This window comes from Cupriavidus sp. FW216-B1, assembly GCF_058789195.1.
In genome coordinates this window covers 77,914-95,670 of sequence record NZ_JBYTEL010000013.1, presented here as the reverse complement: position 1 = coordinate 95,670, position 17,757 = coordinate 77,914, and the positions used below count along the sequence as shown (strand labels likewise).

Sequence of the window (17,757 nt, the reverse complement as noted above, 5' to 3'; positions counted from 1 at the left end):
GGTCCCGCTCGTCTTTATTTGTCGGAACCTGACTGCATGCCGGAAGGCTGACCCCCTGAACCCACCCCAAATGCCATTCGTCTTAAAACGAATTAAGGTCATCTTATGGTCTGCTTTGCGTTAAATCAAGTTGCTTTGCCGGCGCCTGGAACGGGGTGGAGGCATTTCCTTTCATCATCCGGAAAGCCTTGGTGGAAGCCGGATGGCGGGGTACCCGAAAGGGTGAGGCATATTCAAAAAGATTAAGTTTCAGCGGTGAAACAGTAATTCCGCGATTATGTTTCACCGCTGCAACGGATAGACCGCCGGAACGGGATTTTCAAAGCGCGCGGCGCGGCCGCGGCGGTGGCCTGACACAGATCTGAAACTTGTCCCCGGGGTGGAGCGTGGCGCATCCGCGCCCCCGCGGCGGGCTCCGCGCCCGTGCCGCCGCGCGACGCACGGATGAGAGTCATATCAGCCATCAGGATGAGGGGGATGGCCGCGCTCCGCCGGCGTCGGCGTGCTCGCGGACCGCCGCGCCGGCGCGGTCCGCGCATGCGGCGGCGCCGCTCCCCGCGCTCCCCGCGCTCCCCGCACTCCCCGCGCCGCATCGCGGCATGCCGCACCGCAGCGTGTGTGCCAACGAACAGAACCCGCCCCACCGCCCCGGCATCCTCGATGCAACGCAGGCCGCTGGCCCCGCCGCCGACGGCGGGACACGGCGGCGCATCCGTTCGCGGCGGCTTTTTCCTTTCCCGAGGTTCCCATGACAGCAGACACGGTGCAGGACCGCATCAACCGGCACGCCTGGCGCAGCTGGGGCGCGCGGCGGTGGTTCGGCACCGCCAGCGACTGGACCGATCCCGGCGAGGCCGCCGCCATCGCCTGGGTGGCCGACCAGGTGCGCGGCCAGCCGATCCTCGACGTGGGCGTGGGCGGCGGACGCACGGTGCCGCCGCTGCGCGCGCTCAGCAGCGACTACACCGCGGTCGACTACATGCCCGAGATGGTCGCGATCTGCCGGCGCAACCACCCGGGCGTGCGCGTCGAGCAGATGGACGCGCGCGACATGGCGGCGCTGCCCGACGGCCATTTCGCGCTGGTGATGTTCAGCTTCAACGGCATCGACGCGGTGGACCACGCGGGCCGCGAGGCCATCCTGCGCGAGTTCGCGCGCGTGCTGCGCCCGGGCGGGCTGGTGCTGTTCTCCACGCACAATCTGCGCGGGCCCAGCTACCGCGAGAATCTCTCCAAGTTCCTGCGCCTGCCGCGCCTGTCGGCCAACCCGGTCGCGGTGGGCGTCGACGCCGCGCGGGTGCTGTGCAACCTGCCGCTGGCCACCTTCAACTACCTGCGCCACTCGCGCCTGAACCGCGAGTTCGACGGCTACGCGATCCGCGTGTGCGCCGCGCACAAGTTCGGCATCGTGATCTTCTACACCGAGCTCGAGGCGCAGCGCCGCGCGCTGGCGCGGCTCGGCCTGCACACCGAAGTGGTGTTCGGCAACGTGGACGCGGCGCCGCTGCGCGACGGCCAGGATCTCGGCGAGGTCTACTGGTTCCACTTCATCGCGCGCAAGGCGGCCGGCGCCGCGCGGCAACCGGCGGGCAATGAGCGGGCGGTGAACGAGCAATGAGCCGGCCATGAAGCTCCTGCACGTCATCTCGTCGATCGATCCCGGCGGCGGCGGCCCCATCGAGGGCGTGCGCCAGTTGCGCGCGCCGCTGCGCGAGCGCGGCGTGCAGGTGCAGGTGTGCTGCGGCGACGCGCCCGATGCCGCGTGCGTGCGCGACAGCGAGCTCGACGTGATCGCGCTGGGGCCGTCCACGCTCAAGTACGGCTTCAACCGCCGCATGGTGGCGTGGCTGCGCGCGCACGCCCGCGACTACGACGCGGTGGTGGTCGAGGGGCTGTGGCAGTTCCACGCGCTCGCCGTGTGCCTGGCGCTGCGCGGCCAGCCGGTGCCGTACTTCGTCTTCGCGCACGGCATGCTGGACCCGTGGTTCCGCCAGCACTATCCGCTCAAGCACCTGAAGAAAAGCCTCTACTGGCTGCTCGGCGACTACTGGGTGCTGCGCGGCGCGCGCGCCGTGCTGTTTACCTCCGGCGAGGAGCGGTTGCGCGCCAGCGGCGCGTTCTGGCCCTACCGCTGCCATGAAGTGGTGGCCACCTACGGCACCGCGCGGCCGCCGCAGGATGCCGCGCGGCTGCGCGCGGCGTTCTTCGCCGCCTTTCCCGCCGCGCGCGGCAGGCGCAACGTGCTGTTCCTCGGCCGCATCCATGAAAAGAAGGGCTGCGACCTGCTGGTTGAGGCGTTCGCCGGCGTGGCCGCGCAGCATCCGGCGCTGCACCTGGTGATGGCCGGCCCGCAGGACGCGGCCCTGCGCGCCGCGCTGGAGCGGCGCATCGCCGCGCGCGGGCTGGCGGCGCGCGTGACGTGGACCGGCATGCTCGCCGGCGACCTCAAGTGGGGCGCGTTCCACGCCGCCGAAGTCTTCTGCCTGCCCTCGCACCAGGAGAACTTCGGCGTGGCGGTGGCCGAGGCGCTCGGCTGCGGCGTGCCGGTGCTGATTTCCGACAAGGTCAACATCTGGCGCGAGATCGTCGGGGAGGGCGCGGGCCTGGCCGGCCCCGACACCGAAGCGGGCACCCGCGCCTGCCTGCAGCAGTGGCTGCGCATGGACGCCGCCGCGCAGGCCCGCATGCGCGCGGCCGCGTCGCGGGCCTTCTGCGGGCATTTCCAGGCGGAGCGCGCGGCGCAGCGCCTGCTCGAGATCATCGGCAGCGAGGCCGCCGGCATTCCCGCGGCGGCCTCCGCGGTGGCGGGCTGACGCCATGCAGCCCGGCACCCACTTCCGCTTCGCGCCCGGCCGCCTGGCAAGCCTCTTCCACGTGGTGTGGGGCCAGGTGCTGCTGGCCTTCGTCGCCATCGCCGGGGTCCGCGTCTACACCGAGCTGCTGGCTACTACGGAGTTCGGTTACGTCATGCTGGCCCTCGGCGGCTACACGCTGCTGGACGGCCTGGTCGTCATGGCGTTCAGCCAGACCCTGGCGCTGTACTGCAGCCGCCAGAAGGAGGCCGAGGCGCGCCGCAGCCTCGCCGCCGGCCTGTACCTGGCATGCCTGCGGTGGTGGCTGATGCTGTCGCCGGTGGTGGTCGCGGGCGTCGCGGCCTTCTGCCTGCTCACCGGCCGGGGCGGCATTTCCGCCATCCTGCTGAGCCTGTCCACCTGCCTGTACCTGGCCGCCGAAACCGCCAAGGCGGCCATGACCACCCTGCTGAACGTCGACAGCGAGCATGCGCGGTTTTCCGCGTGGATCGTGGCGGAGGCCTGCGTCTGTTTCGCCGCCGTGACCGGCGCGCTGTGGTTCGGGCCGCGCGACGCAGCCACGTTCATCCACGCCTACGTCATCGCCAAGATCGCCACCACGGTTTTCTTCCACCATCGCTTCTACGGCGGCAGGTTCTTCCTTTCGGTCGACCGGAGCGTGCTGTCGGCGTGCCGCGCCGAGGCCTTGCGCTACGGCCTGCCGTTCAGCGTGATGGCCGTCATCGGCTGGCTCGGCAGCTACGTCGACCGCTACATCCTGAACTTCGCCGCGGCGCCCGGCACGGTCGGCGTCTATGCGGCGGCGGCCGGCACCATCGGCCGCCCGTTCGCCATCAGCGGCGCGATCCTGTCCAACTATTTCCGGCCGATCCTGTTTCGCCTTACCTCGCAGGACAACGCCGCGCAGGCGCAGGCGGTATTCCGCGCGTGGTGCGCGGCCGCCGCCTTCACCGGCGTCATGGGCATGCTCGGCGTCCATTACCTGGGCCCCCATCTGCTGCCGTTCCTGCTGGCCAGGCCGTACCGCGAAGGGGCGGTCACGATCATGCTGATCCTGTCGCTGGGGTTCTCCGCGACCATTGTCTGCCATGCGCTCGACAACATGATCTTCGCCGGCGGGACGAGCCGTTCGCTGGTGATGCCGCAGGTCGGCTCGGTGGTGGTCGGGGTGGTGGCGGTCGTGATCCTCGCGGGCCTGCATGGCGCGGTCGGCGCGGCGATCGGCAAGGTGGTGGGCGACGTGGCCAAGGTGCTGCTCACGGCGCTGCTGCTGGCGGCGCGCCGGCGCCAGGCCGGCAAGGCCGAAGCCTGCGGAGTGGCGCCATGAAGATCGCCATCGCGACCACCACGGGATTCCATCTCGTCCACCTGGCGCGCGAGCTGATCGCGCGCGGCAACGACGTGACCTACTACTCTTCCCATCCCCTCTACCGCATCGTCAGGGACGGCGTTCCGCGGCGCCATGCCCGCGCCCAGTTCGCGGCGCTCCAGCCCTTCGCCACCGGCGCGTTGCAGCGCGTGCTGCCCGCGCTCCAGGGGCGCTGCGTGGAGTCGATGCTGGAGCGGATGGACGAGCAGGTCGCGCGCCGGCTGGAGCCCTGCGACGTGTTCATCGGCCTGTCGGCGATGATGGACAAGTCGGGCGAGGCCGCGCGGCGCATGTACGGCGCGCGGGTGGTCGCCGACCGCGGCGCCATGCACGTGCTGACCCAGCGCGCGCTGACCGCGCACAACGGCGTGTCGACGCTGTCCGAGCGCTACGTGCGGCGCGAGCTGCGCAGCTACGAGGTGGCCGACTATGTCGCGCTGCCCTCGAGGAACTGCGTGCGCAGCTTCGTCGAGCACGGCGTGCCCGAGCGCAAGCTGTTCCTCAACCTGTACGGCGTCGACCTGGCGCGCTTCATGCCGACGCCGCGGCCCGCCGGCGACTTCACCGCGATCTTCGTCGGCAACTGGTCGCGCACCAAGGCCGTGGACATCATCTGCGCCGCGGCGCGGCGGCTGCCCGACGTGACCTTCCTGCACGCGGGCACCGCCGGCGACTGCCACATGCCGCAGATGAAGAACCTGCGCTCGCTCGGGCACGTTCCCAACGGCATGCTGCGCGAGACCTACGCGAAGGCGCACGCCCTGCTGCTGCCGTCGCGGCAGGACGGGTTCGGCATGGTCATGCTCGAGGCGCTGGCCTCCGGGCTGAGCGTGATCGCGAGCGAGAAGACCGGCGCGCCGGACATACGCCAGAGAATATCGAACAAGCACGCCGTGGAGATCGTCGAGGCGGAGTCGGTCGAGAGCCTGGTCGGCGCGATCACGCGCACGCGGCAGCGGGTCTGCGCGCAGCCGGCGCATGAACCGCGCCACCTGATGAGCGACGCGGACATCGCGTACTTCGGCTGGCAGGCCTACGCGCGGCGCTATGCGGCATTCATCGCCGCGATCGGCGGCGCCGGGGAGGGGGCGTGATGCCGCCGGTCGCCATCATCGCCGTGTACTTCGGCCGGCTTCCCTCGTATTTCGATCTGTGGCTGACTTCCTGCCGCTTCAATCCGGGGTTCGACTGGCTGGTGTTTACGGACTGCGACTGGCGCGCGTTCGACATCCCCGCCAACGTGCACATGCACGCGCTCACGCTGGACGAGTTCAGGCGGGTGGCGGCCGACGCCCTGGGCATACCGGTGCGGTTCGGCTCGCCGTACAAGGTGTGCGATTTCCGGCCGGCCTACTGGATGCTGCTGCCGCTCGCGGGCCGGCCATACGCGTACTGGGGGCATTGCGACCTGGACATGATCTTCGGGCGGCTCGACCGCTTCATCTGCGCCGACATCCTCGACGGCGCCGAGAAGATCTTCTCGGTCGGCCACCTGACGCTCTACCGGAACTGTCCCGAGGCGAACTTCATGTTCCGGCGCCATCACCCCGAACTGAACTGGGTCGAGATCCTCTCGGACGAGCGCCACCGCGGCTTCGACGAGCACATCGGCGTCAACCGGATCTGGCGCTATCACGGCGGCCGGACCTACGTGGACGAAACCATCATCGCCGACCTCGACCCCCACGTCAGGCGGCTCGAGTTCGTCAACGCGCTGCGCAACCGGCGGCAGCAGCTTTTCTATTTCGACCAGGGCAAGGTCCTGTGCGGGGTCTACTCGGGAGGGCGGTGGAGCACCAGCGAATACATGTACGTGCATTTCCAGAAGCGCGCGATGGCCAGGCGCAGCTGCGACCCCTACGCAAGCCGCTTCGCCATCGCGAGCGACGGCTTCGGCGGGCTCGCGGCGGTGCCGCCGGGCAAGGACCTGATCCGCGAGTACAACCCGGCGCGTCTCGCGGATCTTTCGAAGGAGCTGCCGCACCGGGTCAGGCGGCTGATCAGGAGCGTCAGGGGCAAGATCGCCTGAGGACGGGCGCGCCGTGCCGAGGGCGGCAGGGAACCGCCAGCGGGCATCCGCCGCGCCCGGCGATATGAATCGACATCACAATGACAGGTGTCCCATGAGAATGGATGCGAAATTCATCAGTGTCGTCATGCCGGTGCACAACGGCGCCCGCTATCTCGCCGAGGCGGTCGACAGCGTGCTCCGGCAGTCGTATGCCAACTTCGAGCTGATCGTCGTCGACGACGGCAGCACCGACGAGACCAGCCAGATCCTGGCGGGCTACCGCGATCCGCGGCTCGTCGTCGCCAGGCGGGAGCGGCTGGGCCTGGTCGGCGCCCTGAACGAAGGGCTGCGGCTGACCCGCGGCGCCTACATCGCGCGCATGGATGCCGACGACATCTGCGAGAACACGCGCCTGGAGGTCCAGGCCGGGTTTCTCGACAGCCACCCGGACATCCACCTGATCTGCACCGACATCACCACCATCGACATGAACGGCCGCGTCATCGGCAAGGAAACCGAGCGCGGCCTGACCAGCCGGGCGCTGGCCAACGCCCTGCTGTTCCGGGGCAAGATCAAGCCGATCATCCATCCGTCGGTGATGATGCGGCGCGAGGTGTATCTGCGCGTGGGCGGCTACCGCAATTTCGTCGGCGCCGAGGACTCGGACTACTGGCTGCGCTGCGTCGACGATTTCGAGTTCGCGCGCCTGCCGGAGCCGCTGCTGCGCTATCGCATCAACGTCGACGGCATCTCGTTCAAGCGGACCAGCCAGCAGGTGCTCAGCGCGATGCTCTGCGCCGTCACGCACAGGGTGAGCTCGACGACCGGGGTGGACATCTACGAGACGCGCTCCGACCTGTGGTCGCTGGCCGAGACCTTGCTGTCCGCGGAGGATCTCCTGCCGCCGACGATCAGGTCGATCGACCACTTCCGCGACTTCAAGTGGGCCCTGCGGCGCGGCTCGCCGGCGGCGGCCTACCGCGCCTTGCTGCGCGGCATGCTGGACAGCGGCCTGCTGCTGATTCCCTACGTGCACATGAAGCGCCTGACCGGCGCGGTGGACGCAGTCACCGGCATCATCGAAGCCAAGGTGCTGAAGGCCTGACCATGCTTCGTCAACGCTGACGCGGAGGTAACGATGGACATCGCCATTGGCTCGCTGTATTTCGCGGTCTGCATCACCCTGCTGGTCCGCATGCTCTCCCGGGGCTCGCTGCTGTCGATCCATCTCGGCCTGCTGGCCCTGTTCTCGATCGGCTACATGATCGTGCCGCTGCTGATGAAGACGGAGTCGCTGCTCGCACCGTTCGACCCCGAGACCATCGCGGTGGCGCTGTCCATCCACTTCCTCTACTTCCTGTCCCTCCTGCTGGGGTTCGCCTGCGTGGCCGCGGCGCGCAACATCCGCACCTTCTCGGCGCCGCGCCTCGATACGCTGATCGACACCCACCGCGGGCTGCTCTTTTGCGCATGCTTCGTCATCTATGTGATCTATTTCTTCACCAACGACCTGACCAGCTACTCGTCGGACGATTTCGAGCGGTTCTTCCACGAGCGCAGCCCCTACTCCGCGCTGATCGCGGCGGTGGCGGGCTATGCCCAGGCGCTGATGGCCGTGACCTTCGCGCTGAGCGCGCAGCGCTCGTCCCGCCTGGCGCGGCTCGCGATGGGGGCCGGCTTCGCCGTCATACTCGTTTTGCTGCTGTCCGCGGGGCAGCGGCTGGCCGTGCTGGCGCCCTGCATCATGCTGTTCGTGGCATTCGCCAACTTCGGCCAGAAGCGCAAGGCCTTCAAGATCCTGGCCGGCTCGGTGGCGATCCTGCTGCTGCTCAGCCCGTTCGCGGTCTATCTGCGCGAAGCCAGCACGCTGGCCACCGGCAAGGCCAAGATCCTGGAGGCCGCCTCGGGCTTCAGCTACGGCGACAGCACCGCGGGCACGGCGCTCAAGTCGATCGCGGAGCGGGCCGACCTGCTGGTCAACACCATCCACCTGAAGACGTACATCGACCATCACGACTACGTCGGCCCCGAGTACTACTATTCGGTGCTGATCAGTCCCGTTCCCCGCCTGCTGCTCGGGGAAAAGCCCTATCCGGTCAGCTCCGACGGCACCATAGACGGCGAGATATCCAATCTGGCGTGGCGCATCATCGTCGGCTGGTCCACCGGCAGCCTGACCGCGTTCGGCGCGATCACGGCGTACCGGCAGGGCGGCTGGCTGGTGCTGATCATCGATGGCCTGCTGGCCGGCGCGCTGGGCGCCTACCTGTGCCGGAAGCTGGCGGGGGGCGGCGGCGTCGGCGGGATGTTCTACGTCATCATCCTGCCGATCATCGCCGTCAAGCGGGTGCCCGCCAGCCTGATGGAGGCGCTCGCGGACATCCTGCCGATGCTGCCGGTATTCCTCCTGCTCGTGGTGCTGGACCGGGTGCTTCAGGGGCGGGCCCGGCGGCGCGCCCGCCGGTACGGGTACAAGGCGGCGCCCGGCTTCGGCGCGCGGCCCGGCCCGGCCGCGGCCATCCCGGTCGCGCCGGCTAGTGTGGCCAGCGCCGCGGCGCGCGAACCGACCCTGCCGGCGGGGCAGTGAGCCCCGGCGGGCCGGCATCGCGCGCGGCGCGGTGCGATGTCGTGAGTCGGCGTGAGTTGGCGTGGGCCGGCGTGAGTTGGCGTGAGCCGATGCTATTCCTGGCTCACGCGCGCGGCCGCGGAAGTCTGCGCGGGTTGCGGCCGCGCCAGCGCGAACAGCGCTTTCTCCAGTTCGCCGAGCACCATGTCGCGGTCCAGGTGCTGCTCGGCCCAGCGGCGCCCGGCCGCGCCCAGGTGCGCGCGCAGCGCGGGCTGCGCCGCCAGCGTGCCGATCGCGTCGGCCAGCGCCGCGGCGTCGCCGGGCGGCACCAGCACGCCGCACTGCGCCAGCGCGCGGCCAAGCTCGGTGGCCGGCTGCGCCGTGGCGACGACGGGCCGCGCGCTGGCCAGCATGCCGGTCAGCTTGGACGGCATCACGAGGTCGGCGGCGCCGGCGCGCTGCGGCAGCAGGTGGATGTCGGCGGCGCACAGCAGCGCGGCGAACATGGCGGCCGGCTGCAGCGGCAGGAAGCGCACGCGCGGCAGCCCGGCGCAGTCCGCCTCCAGCGCGGCGCGCCCGGCGCCGTCGCCGCAGAAGACGAAGTGCAGCGTGTCGTGGTCCTTCAGCAGGCGCGCGGCCGCGGCCATGACGTCGAGCCCCTGCTTGGCGCCCATGTTGCCGGCGTAGAGCGCGAGCACGGCGCCGGGCGGCAGTTCGAGCATGCGCCGCGCCAGCGTGGCGTCGGCGCCGCCGGCGGCGCCGATCTCGCGCAGGTTGACCCAGTTGGGCAGCAGCGCGGCGCGCTGCGCCGCGGCGCCCTTGCCGCGCGCCAGCGCGACCATCGCCTGCGAGATCGACGAGACCCGGTCGAAGCGCGCCATCAGGTGCTGCTCCACGCGCCGCGCCAGGCGCTGCAGCCAGGGCCGGCGCAGCAGCCCCAGCGCGAAGGCGGCGTCGACCTCGTAGTCCTGCACGTGCAGCCAGGTCTTGCAGCCGCTCCAGCGCGCGAACAGCAGCGCGGCCGGCGCGCACATCAGCGGCGGCTCCACCACGAACAGCACGTCGGGGCGCCAGCGCAGCTGCAGCATCAGGCTGGGCAGGCTGGACACGGCGAAGCTGGCCAGATGCAGCAGGCGCGCGAGGCCGGTGGGCCGGGCCGGCACCCACAGCGGCGCGCGGAACACCTCCACCCAGCGGCGGCGCTCGCGCCGGTACCGCCAGGCGCGGTAGCCCTCGGCCACGCGCCACGCCGGGTAGTACGGCGGCGCCGTGACCACGCGCACCTCATGGCCGCGCGCGGCCAGCCATTCGGCCTGCTCGCAGGTGTACTTGCCGATGCCGGTCAGCTCGGGCGCGTAGTTGAGGCAGTACATCAGTATCTTCATGGCGCGGCGTCCCCGGCATGGTGATGTGGCGGCGCGCGTCAGCCGGCCGTGTCCATGATCCGCACGCAGCCCGCGGCGATGGCGCGGCCCGCCGCGCCGGGCGAGTGGGCCAGCGCGGCGGCCTGGCAGCGCGCGGCGCTGGCGGCGTCGCCGAATTGCGCGGGCACCTGCGCCAGGCGCCGGGCCAGCGCGGCGGCGTCGCCGGGCTTGAAGTACAGGCCGGTGACGCCGTCGCGCACCAGCTCGCCGGCGTCGTCGTTGTTGACGCTCACCACCACCGGGCAACCGTAGCTCAGCGCCTCGCGCACCAGCGGGTGCCAGCGCTGGTCCGCCTCGGGCAGCACCAGGCAGCTCGCCTTGCGGTACTCGACCGCGACGTCGGCCGGCGCCATCGCGCCGAGAAAGCGCACCGAGGCGCCCAGCCCGAGCGCGTTGGCGGCCGCGCGCAGGGCGCCGTAGCCGGCGCCCTTGCCGACCAGCGACAGCGTGGCTGCGGGCCACTGCGCGCGCGATGCGGCGAACGCGCGCAGCAGCAGCGTCATGGCGGCGCTGTGCACCAGCGCGCCCACGTACAGATAGTGCGGCGCGTGCGGCGGCGGCGCCAGCTCGGCGCGCGCGCGCAGCTCGGCGGCGGCGTCGAAGCCCTCGGGCAGCGCCGCCGGCGGGCGGCAGGCGAAGATCCGGCGCGGCGGCACGTCGGCGGCGATGGCGCGCGCGCAGCCGCGGTCGGTGCCGACGAACACGCCGTGGCAGCGGCGCAGCAGCACCGCGTCGGCGAACGCGCCCAGGCGCCCGGGCATGCTGGCGAAGGCCGCGCCGTGGAAGAACGCCGCGCGCCGCCGCTGCATCGCCATGCTGGCCAGCAGCATGGTCCAGTTCTCGATGCGGGTCTGTCCGGCCAGGATCACCAGCGCGCCGGGGCTCAGCGCGATGGCGCGCACCTGCTGCAGGCAGCGCCGCCACAGCCCCGCGCCCGCCGCGCCGGCGGGAAACACGATCTGGCCCGGCCACAGGCCGCCGGCGCCCGGCGCCGCGGCGGGGGTCGCGCTTGCCGGGGCGACGCGCGCGGGCGCCGGCTTGTCGGGGTTGCGGAACAGCGGCTTCATGTCAGGCCTCCACACGTTGTGCGGGCGCGGTGCCGTGCGGCAGCCTCCCGCTCTGCAATGCATCCAGGTACGCCAGCCGCAGGCCGTCGCGCAGCGCCACCGCGGGCTGCCAGCCGGTGGCGGCGAGCGCCGCGCAGTCCAGCCGCTTGCGCGGCGTGCCGTCGGGCTTGCGGTGGTCGAAGACGATGCCGCCGCGAAAGCTCACGGTCTGCGCCACCAGCGTGGCCAGCTCGCGGATGCTGACCTCCTCGCTGCTGCCCACGTTGAGGAAGCCGGCCGGCGCGGTGCGGCGGTACACCTCGCGCGGCAGCGCCATCACGTGCAGGCAGGCCGCGGCGAGATCGTCGGCATAGAGAAATTCGCGCAGCGGCGCGCCGCTGCCCCACACCGGCACGTGCTCGGCGTGCGCCATGCCGGCTTCGTGGAAGCGCCGCAGCAGGCCCGGGATGACGTGGCTGTTGTCGGGGTGGTAGTTGTCGCCGGGGCCGTACAGGTTGGTCGGCATCACGCAGCGGTAGTCGGTGCCGTACTGGCGGTTGTAGCTCTCGCACAGCGCGATGCCGGCGATCTTGGCCAGCGCGTAGGGCGCGTTGGTGGGCTCCAGCGGCCCGGTCAGCAGCGCGGCCTCGCCGATCGGCTGCGGCGCGAACTTCGGGTAGATGCAGCTCGAGCCGAGGAACAGCAGGCGTGTCACGCCGGCGCGCCAGGCCTCGTGGATGACGTTGGCCGCGATCATCAGGTTCTGCTGGATGAACTCGGCCGGATAGGTGTGGTTGGCGTGGATGCCGCCCACACGCGCGGCCGCGAGGTAGACCTCGTCGAGCGCCTCGGCGGCGAAGAACGCGCGCACCTGCTGCTGGTCGGTCAGGTCGAGCTCGGCATGCGCGCGCGTGACGGTCTCGGCCTCGGCGCGCGCCTGCAGCGCGCGCACGATGGCCGAGCCGGCCATGCCGCGGTGGCCCGCGACGAAGACGCGCGGTGGCCGCGCGGCGCGCTCACTCATGATGGTCGTAGGCCCGGAAGCCGGCCAGCTTGACGAAGGCGTCGCGGCGCGCGGCGGCGAAGTCGGCCTGCACCATCTCGCGCACCAGCTCGGCGAAGCGCGTGCGCGGCGCCCAGCCGAGCCGCTCGCGCGCCTTGCCGGCGTCGCCCAGCAGGGTCTGCACTTCGGTCGGGCGGAAATAGCGCGGGTCCACGCGCACGATCACGTCGCCGACCTTGCAGCGCGCCGCCACCGGCGCCGCGTGGCGGTCGATGGCGGCCACCACGCCGGTCTCCGCCTCGCCCTCGCCCTCGAAGCGCACCGCGATGCCCAGCTCGGCCGCCGCGCACTGCACGAACTCGCGCACGCTGTGCTGCTCGCCGCTGGCGATCACGTAGTCCTCGGGCTGGTCCTGCTGCAGCATCAGCCACTGCATTTCCACGTAGTCGCGCGCGTGGCCCCAGTCGCGCAGCGCCGACAGGTTGCCCAGGTACAGCGTGTCCTGCAGCCCCAGCGCGATGCGTGCCACCGCGCGCGTGATCTTGCGCGTGACGAAGGTCTCGCCGCGCTCGGGGCTTTCGTGGTTGAACAGGATGCCGTTGCAGGCGTACATGCCGTAGGCTTCGCGGTAATTCACCGTGATCCAGTAGGCGTAGAGCTTGGCCGCGGCGTAGGGGCTGCGCGGATAGAACGGCGTGGTCTCGCGCTGCGGGGTCTCCTGCACCAGCCCGTACAGCTCGGAGGTGGAAGCCTGGTAGAAGCGCGCGTGCTTTTCCATGCCGAGGATGCGCACCGCCTCGAGCAGGCGCAGCGTGCCCAGCGCATCGGTGTTGGCGGTGTACTCCGGCTCCTCGAACGACACCTGCACGTGGCTTTGCGCGGCCAGGTTGTAGATCTCGTCGGGCTGCGACTGCTGCACCACGCGCACCAGGCTGGCGGTGTCGGTCATGTCGCCGTGGTGCAGGATCAGGCTGCGCCCGGGCGCTTGCGGGTCCTGGTACAGGTGGTCGATGCGCTCGGTGTTGAACAGCGAGCTGCGGCGCTTGACGCCGTGCACCTCGTAGCCCTTGGCGAGCAGCAGCTCGCACAGGTAGGCGCCGTCCTGGCCGGTGATGCCGGTGATCAGCGCGCGCCGCGCGCGCGGCGGCGTGCCGCCGCCGCCGGTGCCGGGCTCGGGCAGCGTTTCGCGCGCCGCGAGCCGGCCGAGGGGATCGAGTTCATGTGCGCCCATAGATGTCTGCCATGCGGATGATGTCGTCTTCGCCGAGGTAGGAGCCGGACTGGATCTCGATCAGTTCGAGCGGGATGCGGCCGGGGTTTTCGAGGCTGTGGGTCTCGCCGATCGGGATGTAGGTGGACTGGTCCTCGGTCAGCAGGTATTCGACGTCGCCGCGCCGCACGCGCGCGGTGCCCGACACCACCACCCAGTGCTCGGCGCGGTGGTGGTGCATCTGCAGCGAGAGCTTGGCGCCGGGTTTGACCGAGATGCGCTTGACCTGGTAGCGCGCGCCGTGGTCCACCGCGTCGTACGAGCCCCACGGCCGGTACACCTGCCGGTGCCGGGTGGCCTCGGGGCGGCCCTGGCCGCGCACCAGCTCCACCAGCTGCTTGACGTCCTGGCAGTGGTTCTTGTGCACCACCAGCACCACGTCGGGCGTCTCCACCACCATCACGTCGTCCAGCCCGGCCACCGCCACCAGCCGGTGCGAGGCATGCACCAGGCAGCCCTGCGCGCGGTGCGTGACCACGTCGCCGATCGCCACGTTGCCGTCGGCGGTCTTGTCCGCGGCCTGCCACACCGCGTCCCACGAGCCGACGTCGCTCCAGTCGGACGCCAGCGGCGCCATCTGCGCGTCGCGCAGGTGTTCCATCACGGCGTAGTCGATCGAGTCCGCGCGGCAGGCGGCGAACGATTCGGCATCGAGCCGGAAGAAGTCGAGGTCGCGCTGGCCGCGCACCATCGCCTCCTGCGCGGCCAGCAGGATGTCCGGCGCGAACTGCTCGAGCGCGGCGAGATAGGTCGAGGCGCGGAACAGGAAGATGCCGCTGTTCCAGAAGCAGTTGCCTTCCTGCAGGTAGGCCGTGGCGACGTCCAGCGAAGGCTTCTCGACGAAGCGCGTGACCGCCATCAGCGCGGCGGCGTTGCTGGGCACGGCCTTGATGTAGCCGTAGCCGGTGGCGGGAAAGGTGGGCGCCACGCCGAGCGTGACCACCACGCCGGTGGCGGCCACCGCGCCGGCCTCGCACACGGTGCGCGCGAACGCGGCGCGGTCGTGGATCAGGTGGTCCGAGGGCAGCACCAGCAGCACCGGGTCGGCGCCGCCCGTGCGCGCGTGCAGCGCGGCCACGGCCGCGGCCGGCGCGGTATTGCGCGGGTGCGGCTCGAGCATGATGGCGCCCAGCTCGCAGCCGGCCTCGCGCGCCTGCTCGGCCACCACGAAGCGGTGCGCCTCGTTGCTGACCAGGATGGGACACTGCGCGCCGGGAATCTCGCGCACGCGCAGCAGCGTGTCCTGCAGCAGCGAGTCGCGCCCGAGCAGGCGCAGGAACTGCTTGGGATGGCCGTCGCGCGACAGCGGCCACAGGCGCGAGCCGGCGCCGCCACACAGGATGACAGGCACGATCCGGTTGTCGTCAGGCATGGCACGCTCCTTCACGCAACACGAAGTCCGGCGCGCGCGGCGGGCCGGGTGGCGGGTAGTGAGCAGACTGTATGCCGCGCCCCGGACGGGGACTGTTGGCTAGCACACACAGGGGCGGGGGCCCCGAAAGCAACGTCCCCGCCGGGGCGGGGACGTTCGTTGCGAAGGTACTGCGACGGATATTGCGACGGATATTGCGACGATATGCGGCGCGCGCGTCAGCGCGCCCAGTAGCCGGGCCGCATGGTCCAGCCGCGCGGCCCCTGCACCCAGCGCTCGGGCACGTAGCGCTGGCCCGCGCGGGCGCGGGTCCAGTAGCCGCCGCGCCAGTCGTAGCGGTTGCCGGCGGCGACCCAGTGGCCGGGCACCCAGGCCTGGCCGGGACGCGCGCCCGGGCGCGGCTCGTAGCGCGGCGGCGGCGGGGCCGGGCGCACGTAGGCCGGCCCGCCGTGGTAGCCCGGCGGATAGGCCTGCGCCGGCGAGATGATGCCAAGCGCGGCGCCGGCGGCGATGGTGGTGAGGGCGAGCAGCAATTGGCGTTTCATGATTCGGCTCCCAGTGATGCGGTTGGTGCGTATGGTGCGTATGGTGCGGGTGGTACGGCCGCGGCGGTGCCGGCCGCGCGGCGCTCAGTAGCGGTCGTGGTAGCGGTAGGGCGGCGGGCCGCCGCGCGGCGGCACCACGATGCAGGCGGACAGCAGCGCGGCCGTGGTGGAAAGCAGGACGACGAGGGCGATGGCGCGTTTCATGTCGGGGGCTCCGTGACTGGCGTGGGGTTGAACACGGCTTCACTGTAGCCAGCGGCATGGCGCCGGTGTGCTTGCACTTGTAAGGGGTGTTCACATTTGCGCGGGCCCGCGCGGGGCGCGCGCGGCGCTTTCGCGCGAGTCCCGCGGCGGCTCGCCAGGCCTTGCCGGCATTGGGCGCGCGGCCCGCGCCGCGTACCTCGCGCGGCACCCGCCGCGCCGGCGCGAAGTCCCGCGCAGGCGTAATGTGGCGTTACATCGGAAATAATTCGCGCAAGGTTTTGCGCGTGCGGGCGGCGCGTTCCGGGCCTGCCGCCGCGTGTCCGCCGGCGCGCGCGGCGGCGCTGCACTGCTTGGGGGCGCGGCGGCCGGCGGCGGGTGCGCACTGCCGCCGGCGATCCCCGCGGCAGTGCGCCGGCGCCGCGCACGCCACGCCGGCCAGTGGCATGAACCTTGCGCGGTGCGCTTCGTCACGGGAGAACGCCATGCCCATCCTCGTCGTCGTACTCGCGCTGCAGGCCCTGGTGCCGGGCGCCACCACGTTCGTCGCGATCGCGCGCTACGACAGCGCGCGCATTGCCGCCAGCGCCGGGCCGGGCGGGCTGCCCTGACCTCATCCCAACCGCCGACAGGAGGCCAGTGAAATGAACCGTAGCGACGTAACCGACCTGATCATCGAAGCCAAGGTGACAAAGGGCATCCGCTGGGCCGACGTGGCCGCCAAGGTCGGCAAGAGCAAGGAGTGGACGACCGCGGCCTGCCTCGGCCAGATGGCCTTCGACGCGCCGGGCGCGCAGGCGGTGATGGAGATCTTCGGCCTGCCGCCCGAGGCCGGGCCCTGGCTGCGCGAGGTGCCGTACAAGGGTTCGCTGCCCACGGCGGTGCCAACCGATCCCCTGATCTACCGCTTCTACGAGCTCGTCAGCGTATACGGCACCACCTTCAAGGCGCTGATCCACGAGGAGTTCGGCGACGGCATCATGAGCGCGATCGACTTCCGCATGGACCTGCGGCGCGAGCCCGACCCCAACGGCGACCGCGTGCGCATCGAGATGTCGGGCAAGTTCCTGCCTTACAAGACCTACTGAAGCCCGCCGGGCATCCGGCGGCGCATCGCGCAGAAACGGGTACGCCCGCAGGGATTTCGCAAGAAAACCTCCGCAGAAACGGGTACGCACCCGGTGCCGGGAACGGGACCGGGGTGCGCTTTTTCGTGCAATCCGGCTGCCCCGACCGGCCCAGGGAGGCTGGCGCGCGCGTGAAACCGCCCGCGCGTCGGCTTTTCGGGGGGCTGGCGGCCTGCCGGCACGGCCGCCGCGATCACGCAGAAACGGGTACGCAACCGGGTTTTCGCTGCCCGCAGAAACGGGTACGCTGCGCGCCGCAGGCGCTGCGGGGTTCCCTCGATTCCCGTGCAATTTGCCGTGGTAGCCACTCCTACCCTAGCAGCCATGCGGGTCCGCGGGCGACGTTTGCCTGAAACCTCAATCAGATCAGCCACCTTCTGACTGGTCCTTTTCCCGCGTCTTTCAACTCGTGGTAGACCTTTCAGGCCGCTCACCGTGGCCCGCGGGCTCCGGTACCAGTTTCGGCAAGACAATAGGACGGATGAGCCGCCCCACGGCAATACCTGGGCGGGTTCGTGTCAGTGATATGAGATTAAGGATTTTCCGAATAAATACTGCCGGGGCAGTGATTGACCATCCGGATGCCTGGGTCTTGTTCAAATGGGTCGTATGGGATCGCAACCGCGCTTCTGATCTTGGCACGCTTTCCTGAAAACAGGAGGGCGATTATGCCGCGCGATTTATCAGCAACTCTCGGTGATCATTTTGTTGGATTCATTGACGCACAAGTGCGATCTGGCCGCTATGGGTCAGCAAGCGATATTGTTCGGACGGCGTTGAAGGCGGGTGAGTCGGGTGCACACAACCCGTTGGGCAACAAGAGTCTTCTGACCCGGATGCGTGCGGTTCAGCGGCTGGCAGTGTCCGGCCTCTTCCCGCTCTTGCTGCTCTTGCTGCTCTTGCTGCCTTCCGTTCGGCTTGCCACAGTTCTACTCAAATCAATTATCTATCTCAAATGTCAAAAATTGTGACGGCCGCTTAGATTCAGATTTTTCCGCATATTTTCGTCC

The 17,757-nt window shown here is 70.6% G+C and carries 16 protein-coding genes; 10 read left to right on the top strand and 6 right to left on the bottom strand.

From position 1 onward, the window contains the following. Positions 1–748 precede the first annotated feature (748 nt). The 7 genes from AC3WXD_RS23920 (at position 749) to AC3WXD_RS23890 (ending at position 8,780) form a co-directional block, all read left to right on the top strand. Complete coding sequence (locus AC3WXD_RS23920; protein ID WP_043366688.1) at positions 749–1,618, top strand: class I SAM-dependent methyltransferase; 870 nt, start codon at positions 749–751, stop codon at positions 1,616–1,618. A 7-nt stretch (positions 1,619–1,625) separates the two neighbouring features. Beyond that, positions 1,626–2,813 (top strand): glycosyltransferase, encoded by a 1,188-nt coding sequence (locus AC3WXD_RS23915; RefSeq protein WP_492324842.1) that lies wholly within the window; start codon positions 1,626–1,628, stop codon positions 2,811–2,813. A gap of 4 nt (positions 2,814–2,817) precedes the next feature. Next, positions 2,818–4,140, top strand: coding sequence for a lipopolysaccharide biosynthesis protein (locus AC3WXD_RS23910; protein ID WP_492324841.1), 1,323 nt, complete (start codon positions 2,818–2,820; stop codon positions 4,138–4,140). After that, positions 4,137–5,276: a glycosyltransferase family 4 protein gene (locus AC3WXD_RS23905; protein WP_059412016.1), complete on the top strand. Its 1,140-nt coding sequence runs from the start codon at positions 4,137–4,139 to the stop codon at positions 5,274–5,276. The genes AC3WXD_RS23910 and AC3WXD_RS23905 overlap by 4 nt, the downstream gene beginning before the upstream one ends. Next, positions 5,276–6,211, top strand: coding sequence for a DUF6625 family protein (locus tag AC3WXD_RS23900; RefSeq protein ID WP_059412017.1), 936 nt, complete (start codon positions 5,276–5,278; stop codon positions 6,209–6,211). The genes AC3WXD_RS23905 and AC3WXD_RS23900 overlap by 1 nt, the downstream gene beginning before the upstream one ends. A gap of 100 nt (positions 6,212–6,311) precedes the next feature. Beyond that, positions 6,312–7,298: a glycosyltransferase family 2 protein gene (locus AC3WXD_RS23895; protein WP_492324840.1), complete on the top strand. Its 987-nt coding sequence runs from the start codon at positions 6,312–6,314 to the stop codon at positions 7,296–7,298. A 33-nt stretch (positions 7,299–7,331) separates the two neighbouring features. Then, on the top strand, positions 7,332–8,780 hold the full coding sequence (locus tag AC3WXD_RS23890; protein WP_492324839.1) for a hypothetical protein: 1,449 nt from the start codon (positions 7,332–7,334) through the stop codon (positions 8,778–8,780). Between the two features lie 92 nt (positions 8,781–8,872). Here the strand turns inward: AC3WXD_RS23890 and AC3WXD_RS23885 are convergent, their stop codons facing one another. From AC3WXD_RS23885 to AC3WXD_RS23860, 6 genes are all read right to left on the bottom strand, one after another. Beyond that, entirely contained in the window at positions 8,873–10,144 is a 1,272-nt protein-coding gene (locus AC3WXD_RS23885) for a glycosyltransferase WbuB (RefSeq protein WP_492324838.1), read from the bottom strand. Between the two features lie 38 nt (positions 10,145–10,182). Continuing rightward, positions 10,183–11,250: a glycosyltransferase gene (locus AC3WXD_RS23880; protein ID WP_492324837.1), complete on the bottom strand. Its 1,068-nt coding sequence runs from the start codon at positions 11,248–11,250 to the stop codon at positions 10,183–10,185. A gap of 1 nt (position 11,251) precedes the next feature. Continuing rightward, entirely contained in the window at positions 11,252–12,253 is a 1,002-nt protein-coding gene (locus AC3WXD_RS23875) for a GDP-L-fucose synthase family protein (protein ID WP_020203309.1), read from the bottom strand. Further along, positions 12,246–13,463 (bottom strand): GDP-mannose 4,6-dehydratase, encoded by a 1,218-nt coding sequence (gene gmd, locus AC3WXD_RS23870; protein ID WP_454732528.1) that lies wholly within the window; start codon positions 13,461–13,463, stop codon positions 12,246–12,248. The genes AC3WXD_RS23875 and gmd overlap by 8 nt, the downstream gene beginning before the upstream one ends. After that, positions 13,450–14,874: a mannose-1-phosphate guanylyltransferase/mannose-6-phosphate isomerase gene (locus AC3WXD_RS23865; RefSeq protein WP_454732529.1), complete on the bottom strand. Its 1,425-nt coding sequence runs from the start codon at positions 14,872–14,874 to the stop codon at positions 13,450–13,452. The genes gmd and AC3WXD_RS23865 overlap by 14 nt, the downstream gene beginning before the upstream one ends. A 218-nt stretch (positions 14,875–15,092) precedes the next feature. After that, positions 15,093–15,419, bottom strand: coding sequence for a hypothetical protein (locus tag AC3WXD_RS23860; RefSeq protein ID WP_492324836.1), 327 nt, complete (start codon positions 15,417–15,419; stop codon positions 15,093–15,095). 686 nt (positions 15,420–16,105) lie between these two features. On the opposite strand from AC3WXD_RS23860, the gene AC3WXD_RS23855 reads away from it, so the two are divergent. From AC3WXD_RS23855 to AC3WXD_RS23845, 3 genes are all read left to right on the top strand, one after another. Beyond that, positions 16,106–16,231 carry a hypothetical protein gene (locus tag AC3WXD_RS23855; RefSeq protein WP_020203314.1) on the top strand — a complete coding sequence of 42 codons (126 nt, stop codon included), beginning with the start codon at positions 16,106–16,108 and terminating at the stop codon, positions 16,229–16,231. Positions 16,232–16,264: 33 nt separating this feature from the next. Then, on the top strand, positions 16,265–16,708 hold the full coding sequence (cynS, locus tag AC3WXD_RS23850) for a cyanase (protein WP_454732531.1): 444 nt from the start codon (positions 16,265–16,267) through the stop codon (positions 16,706–16,708). A gap of 674 nt (positions 16,709–17,382) precedes the next feature. Beyond that, a complete protein-coding gene (locus AC3WXD_RS23845; protein ID WP_492324835.1) occupies positions 17,383–17,718 on the top strand; it encodes a type II toxin-antitoxin system ParD family antitoxin in 336 nt (111 codons plus the stop codon). Positions 17,719–17,757: the final 39 nt, after the last annotated feature.

What these genes read in the sequence shown, in the direction of transcription:
- AC3WXD_RS23920 (WP_043366688.1), top strand. Translation starts at nt 749, where the DNA reads ATGACAGCAGACACGGTGCAGGACCGCATCAACCGGCACGCCTGGCGC.
- AC3WXD_RS23915 (WP_492324842.1), top strand. Translation starts at nt 1,626, where the DNA reads ATGAAGCTCCTGCACGTCATCTCGTCGATCGATCCCGGCGGCGGCGGC.
- AC3WXD_RS23910 (WP_492324841.1), top strand. Translation starts at nt 2,818, where the DNA reads ATGCAGCCCGGCACCCACTTCCGCTTCGCGCCCGGCCGCCTGGCAAGC.
- AC3WXD_RS23905 (WP_059412016.1), top strand. Translation starts at nt 4,137, where the DNA reads ATGAAGATCGCCATCGCGACCACCACGGGATTCCATCTCGTCCACCTG.
- AC3WXD_RS23900 (WP_059412017.1), top strand. Translation starts at nt 5,276, where the DNA reads ATGCCGCCGGTCGCCATCATCGCCGTGTACTTCGGCCGGCTTCCCTCG.
- AC3WXD_RS23895 (WP_492324840.1), top strand. Translation starts at nt 6,312, where the DNA reads ATGGATGCGAAATTCATCAGTGTCGTCATGCCGGTGCACAACGGCGCC.
- AC3WXD_RS23890 (WP_492324839.1), top strand. Translation starts at nt 7,332, where the DNA reads ATGGACATCGCCATTGGCTCGCTGTATTTCGCGGTCTGCATCACCCTG.
- AC3WXD_RS23885 (WP_492324838.1), bottom strand. Translation starts at nt 10,144, where the DNA reads ATGAAGATACTGATGTACTGCCTCAACTACGCGCCCGAGCTGACCGGC.
- AC3WXD_RS23880 (WP_492324837.1), bottom strand. Translation starts at nt 11,250, where the DNA reads ATGAAGCCGCTGTTCCGCAACCCCGACAAGCCGGCGCCCGCGCGCGTC.
- AC3WXD_RS23875 (WP_020203309.1), bottom strand. Translation starts at nt 12,253, where the DNA reads ATGAGTGAGCGCGCCGCGCGGCCACCGCGCGTCTTCGTCGCGGGCCAC.
- gmd (WP_454732528.1), bottom strand. Translation starts at nt 13,463, where the DNA reads ATGGGCGCACATGAACTCGATCCCCTCGGCCGGCTCGCGGCGCGCGAA.
- AC3WXD_RS23865 (WP_454732529.1), bottom strand. Translation starts at nt 14,874, where the DNA reads ATGCCTGACGACAACCGGATCGTGCCTGTCATCCTGTGTGGCGGCGCC.
- AC3WXD_RS23860 (WP_492324836.1), bottom strand. Translation starts at nt 15,419, where the DNA reads ATGAAACGCCAATTGCTGCTCGCCCTCACCACCATCGCCGCCGGCGCC.
- AC3WXD_RS23855 (WP_020203314.1), top strand. Translation starts at nt 16,106, where the DNA reads ATGCCCATCCTCGTCGTCGTACTCGCGCTGCAGGCCCTGGTGCCGGGC.
- cynS (WP_454732531.1), top strand. Translation starts at nt 16,265, where the DNA reads ATGAACCGTAGCGACGTAACCGACCTGATCATCGAAGCCAAGGTGACA.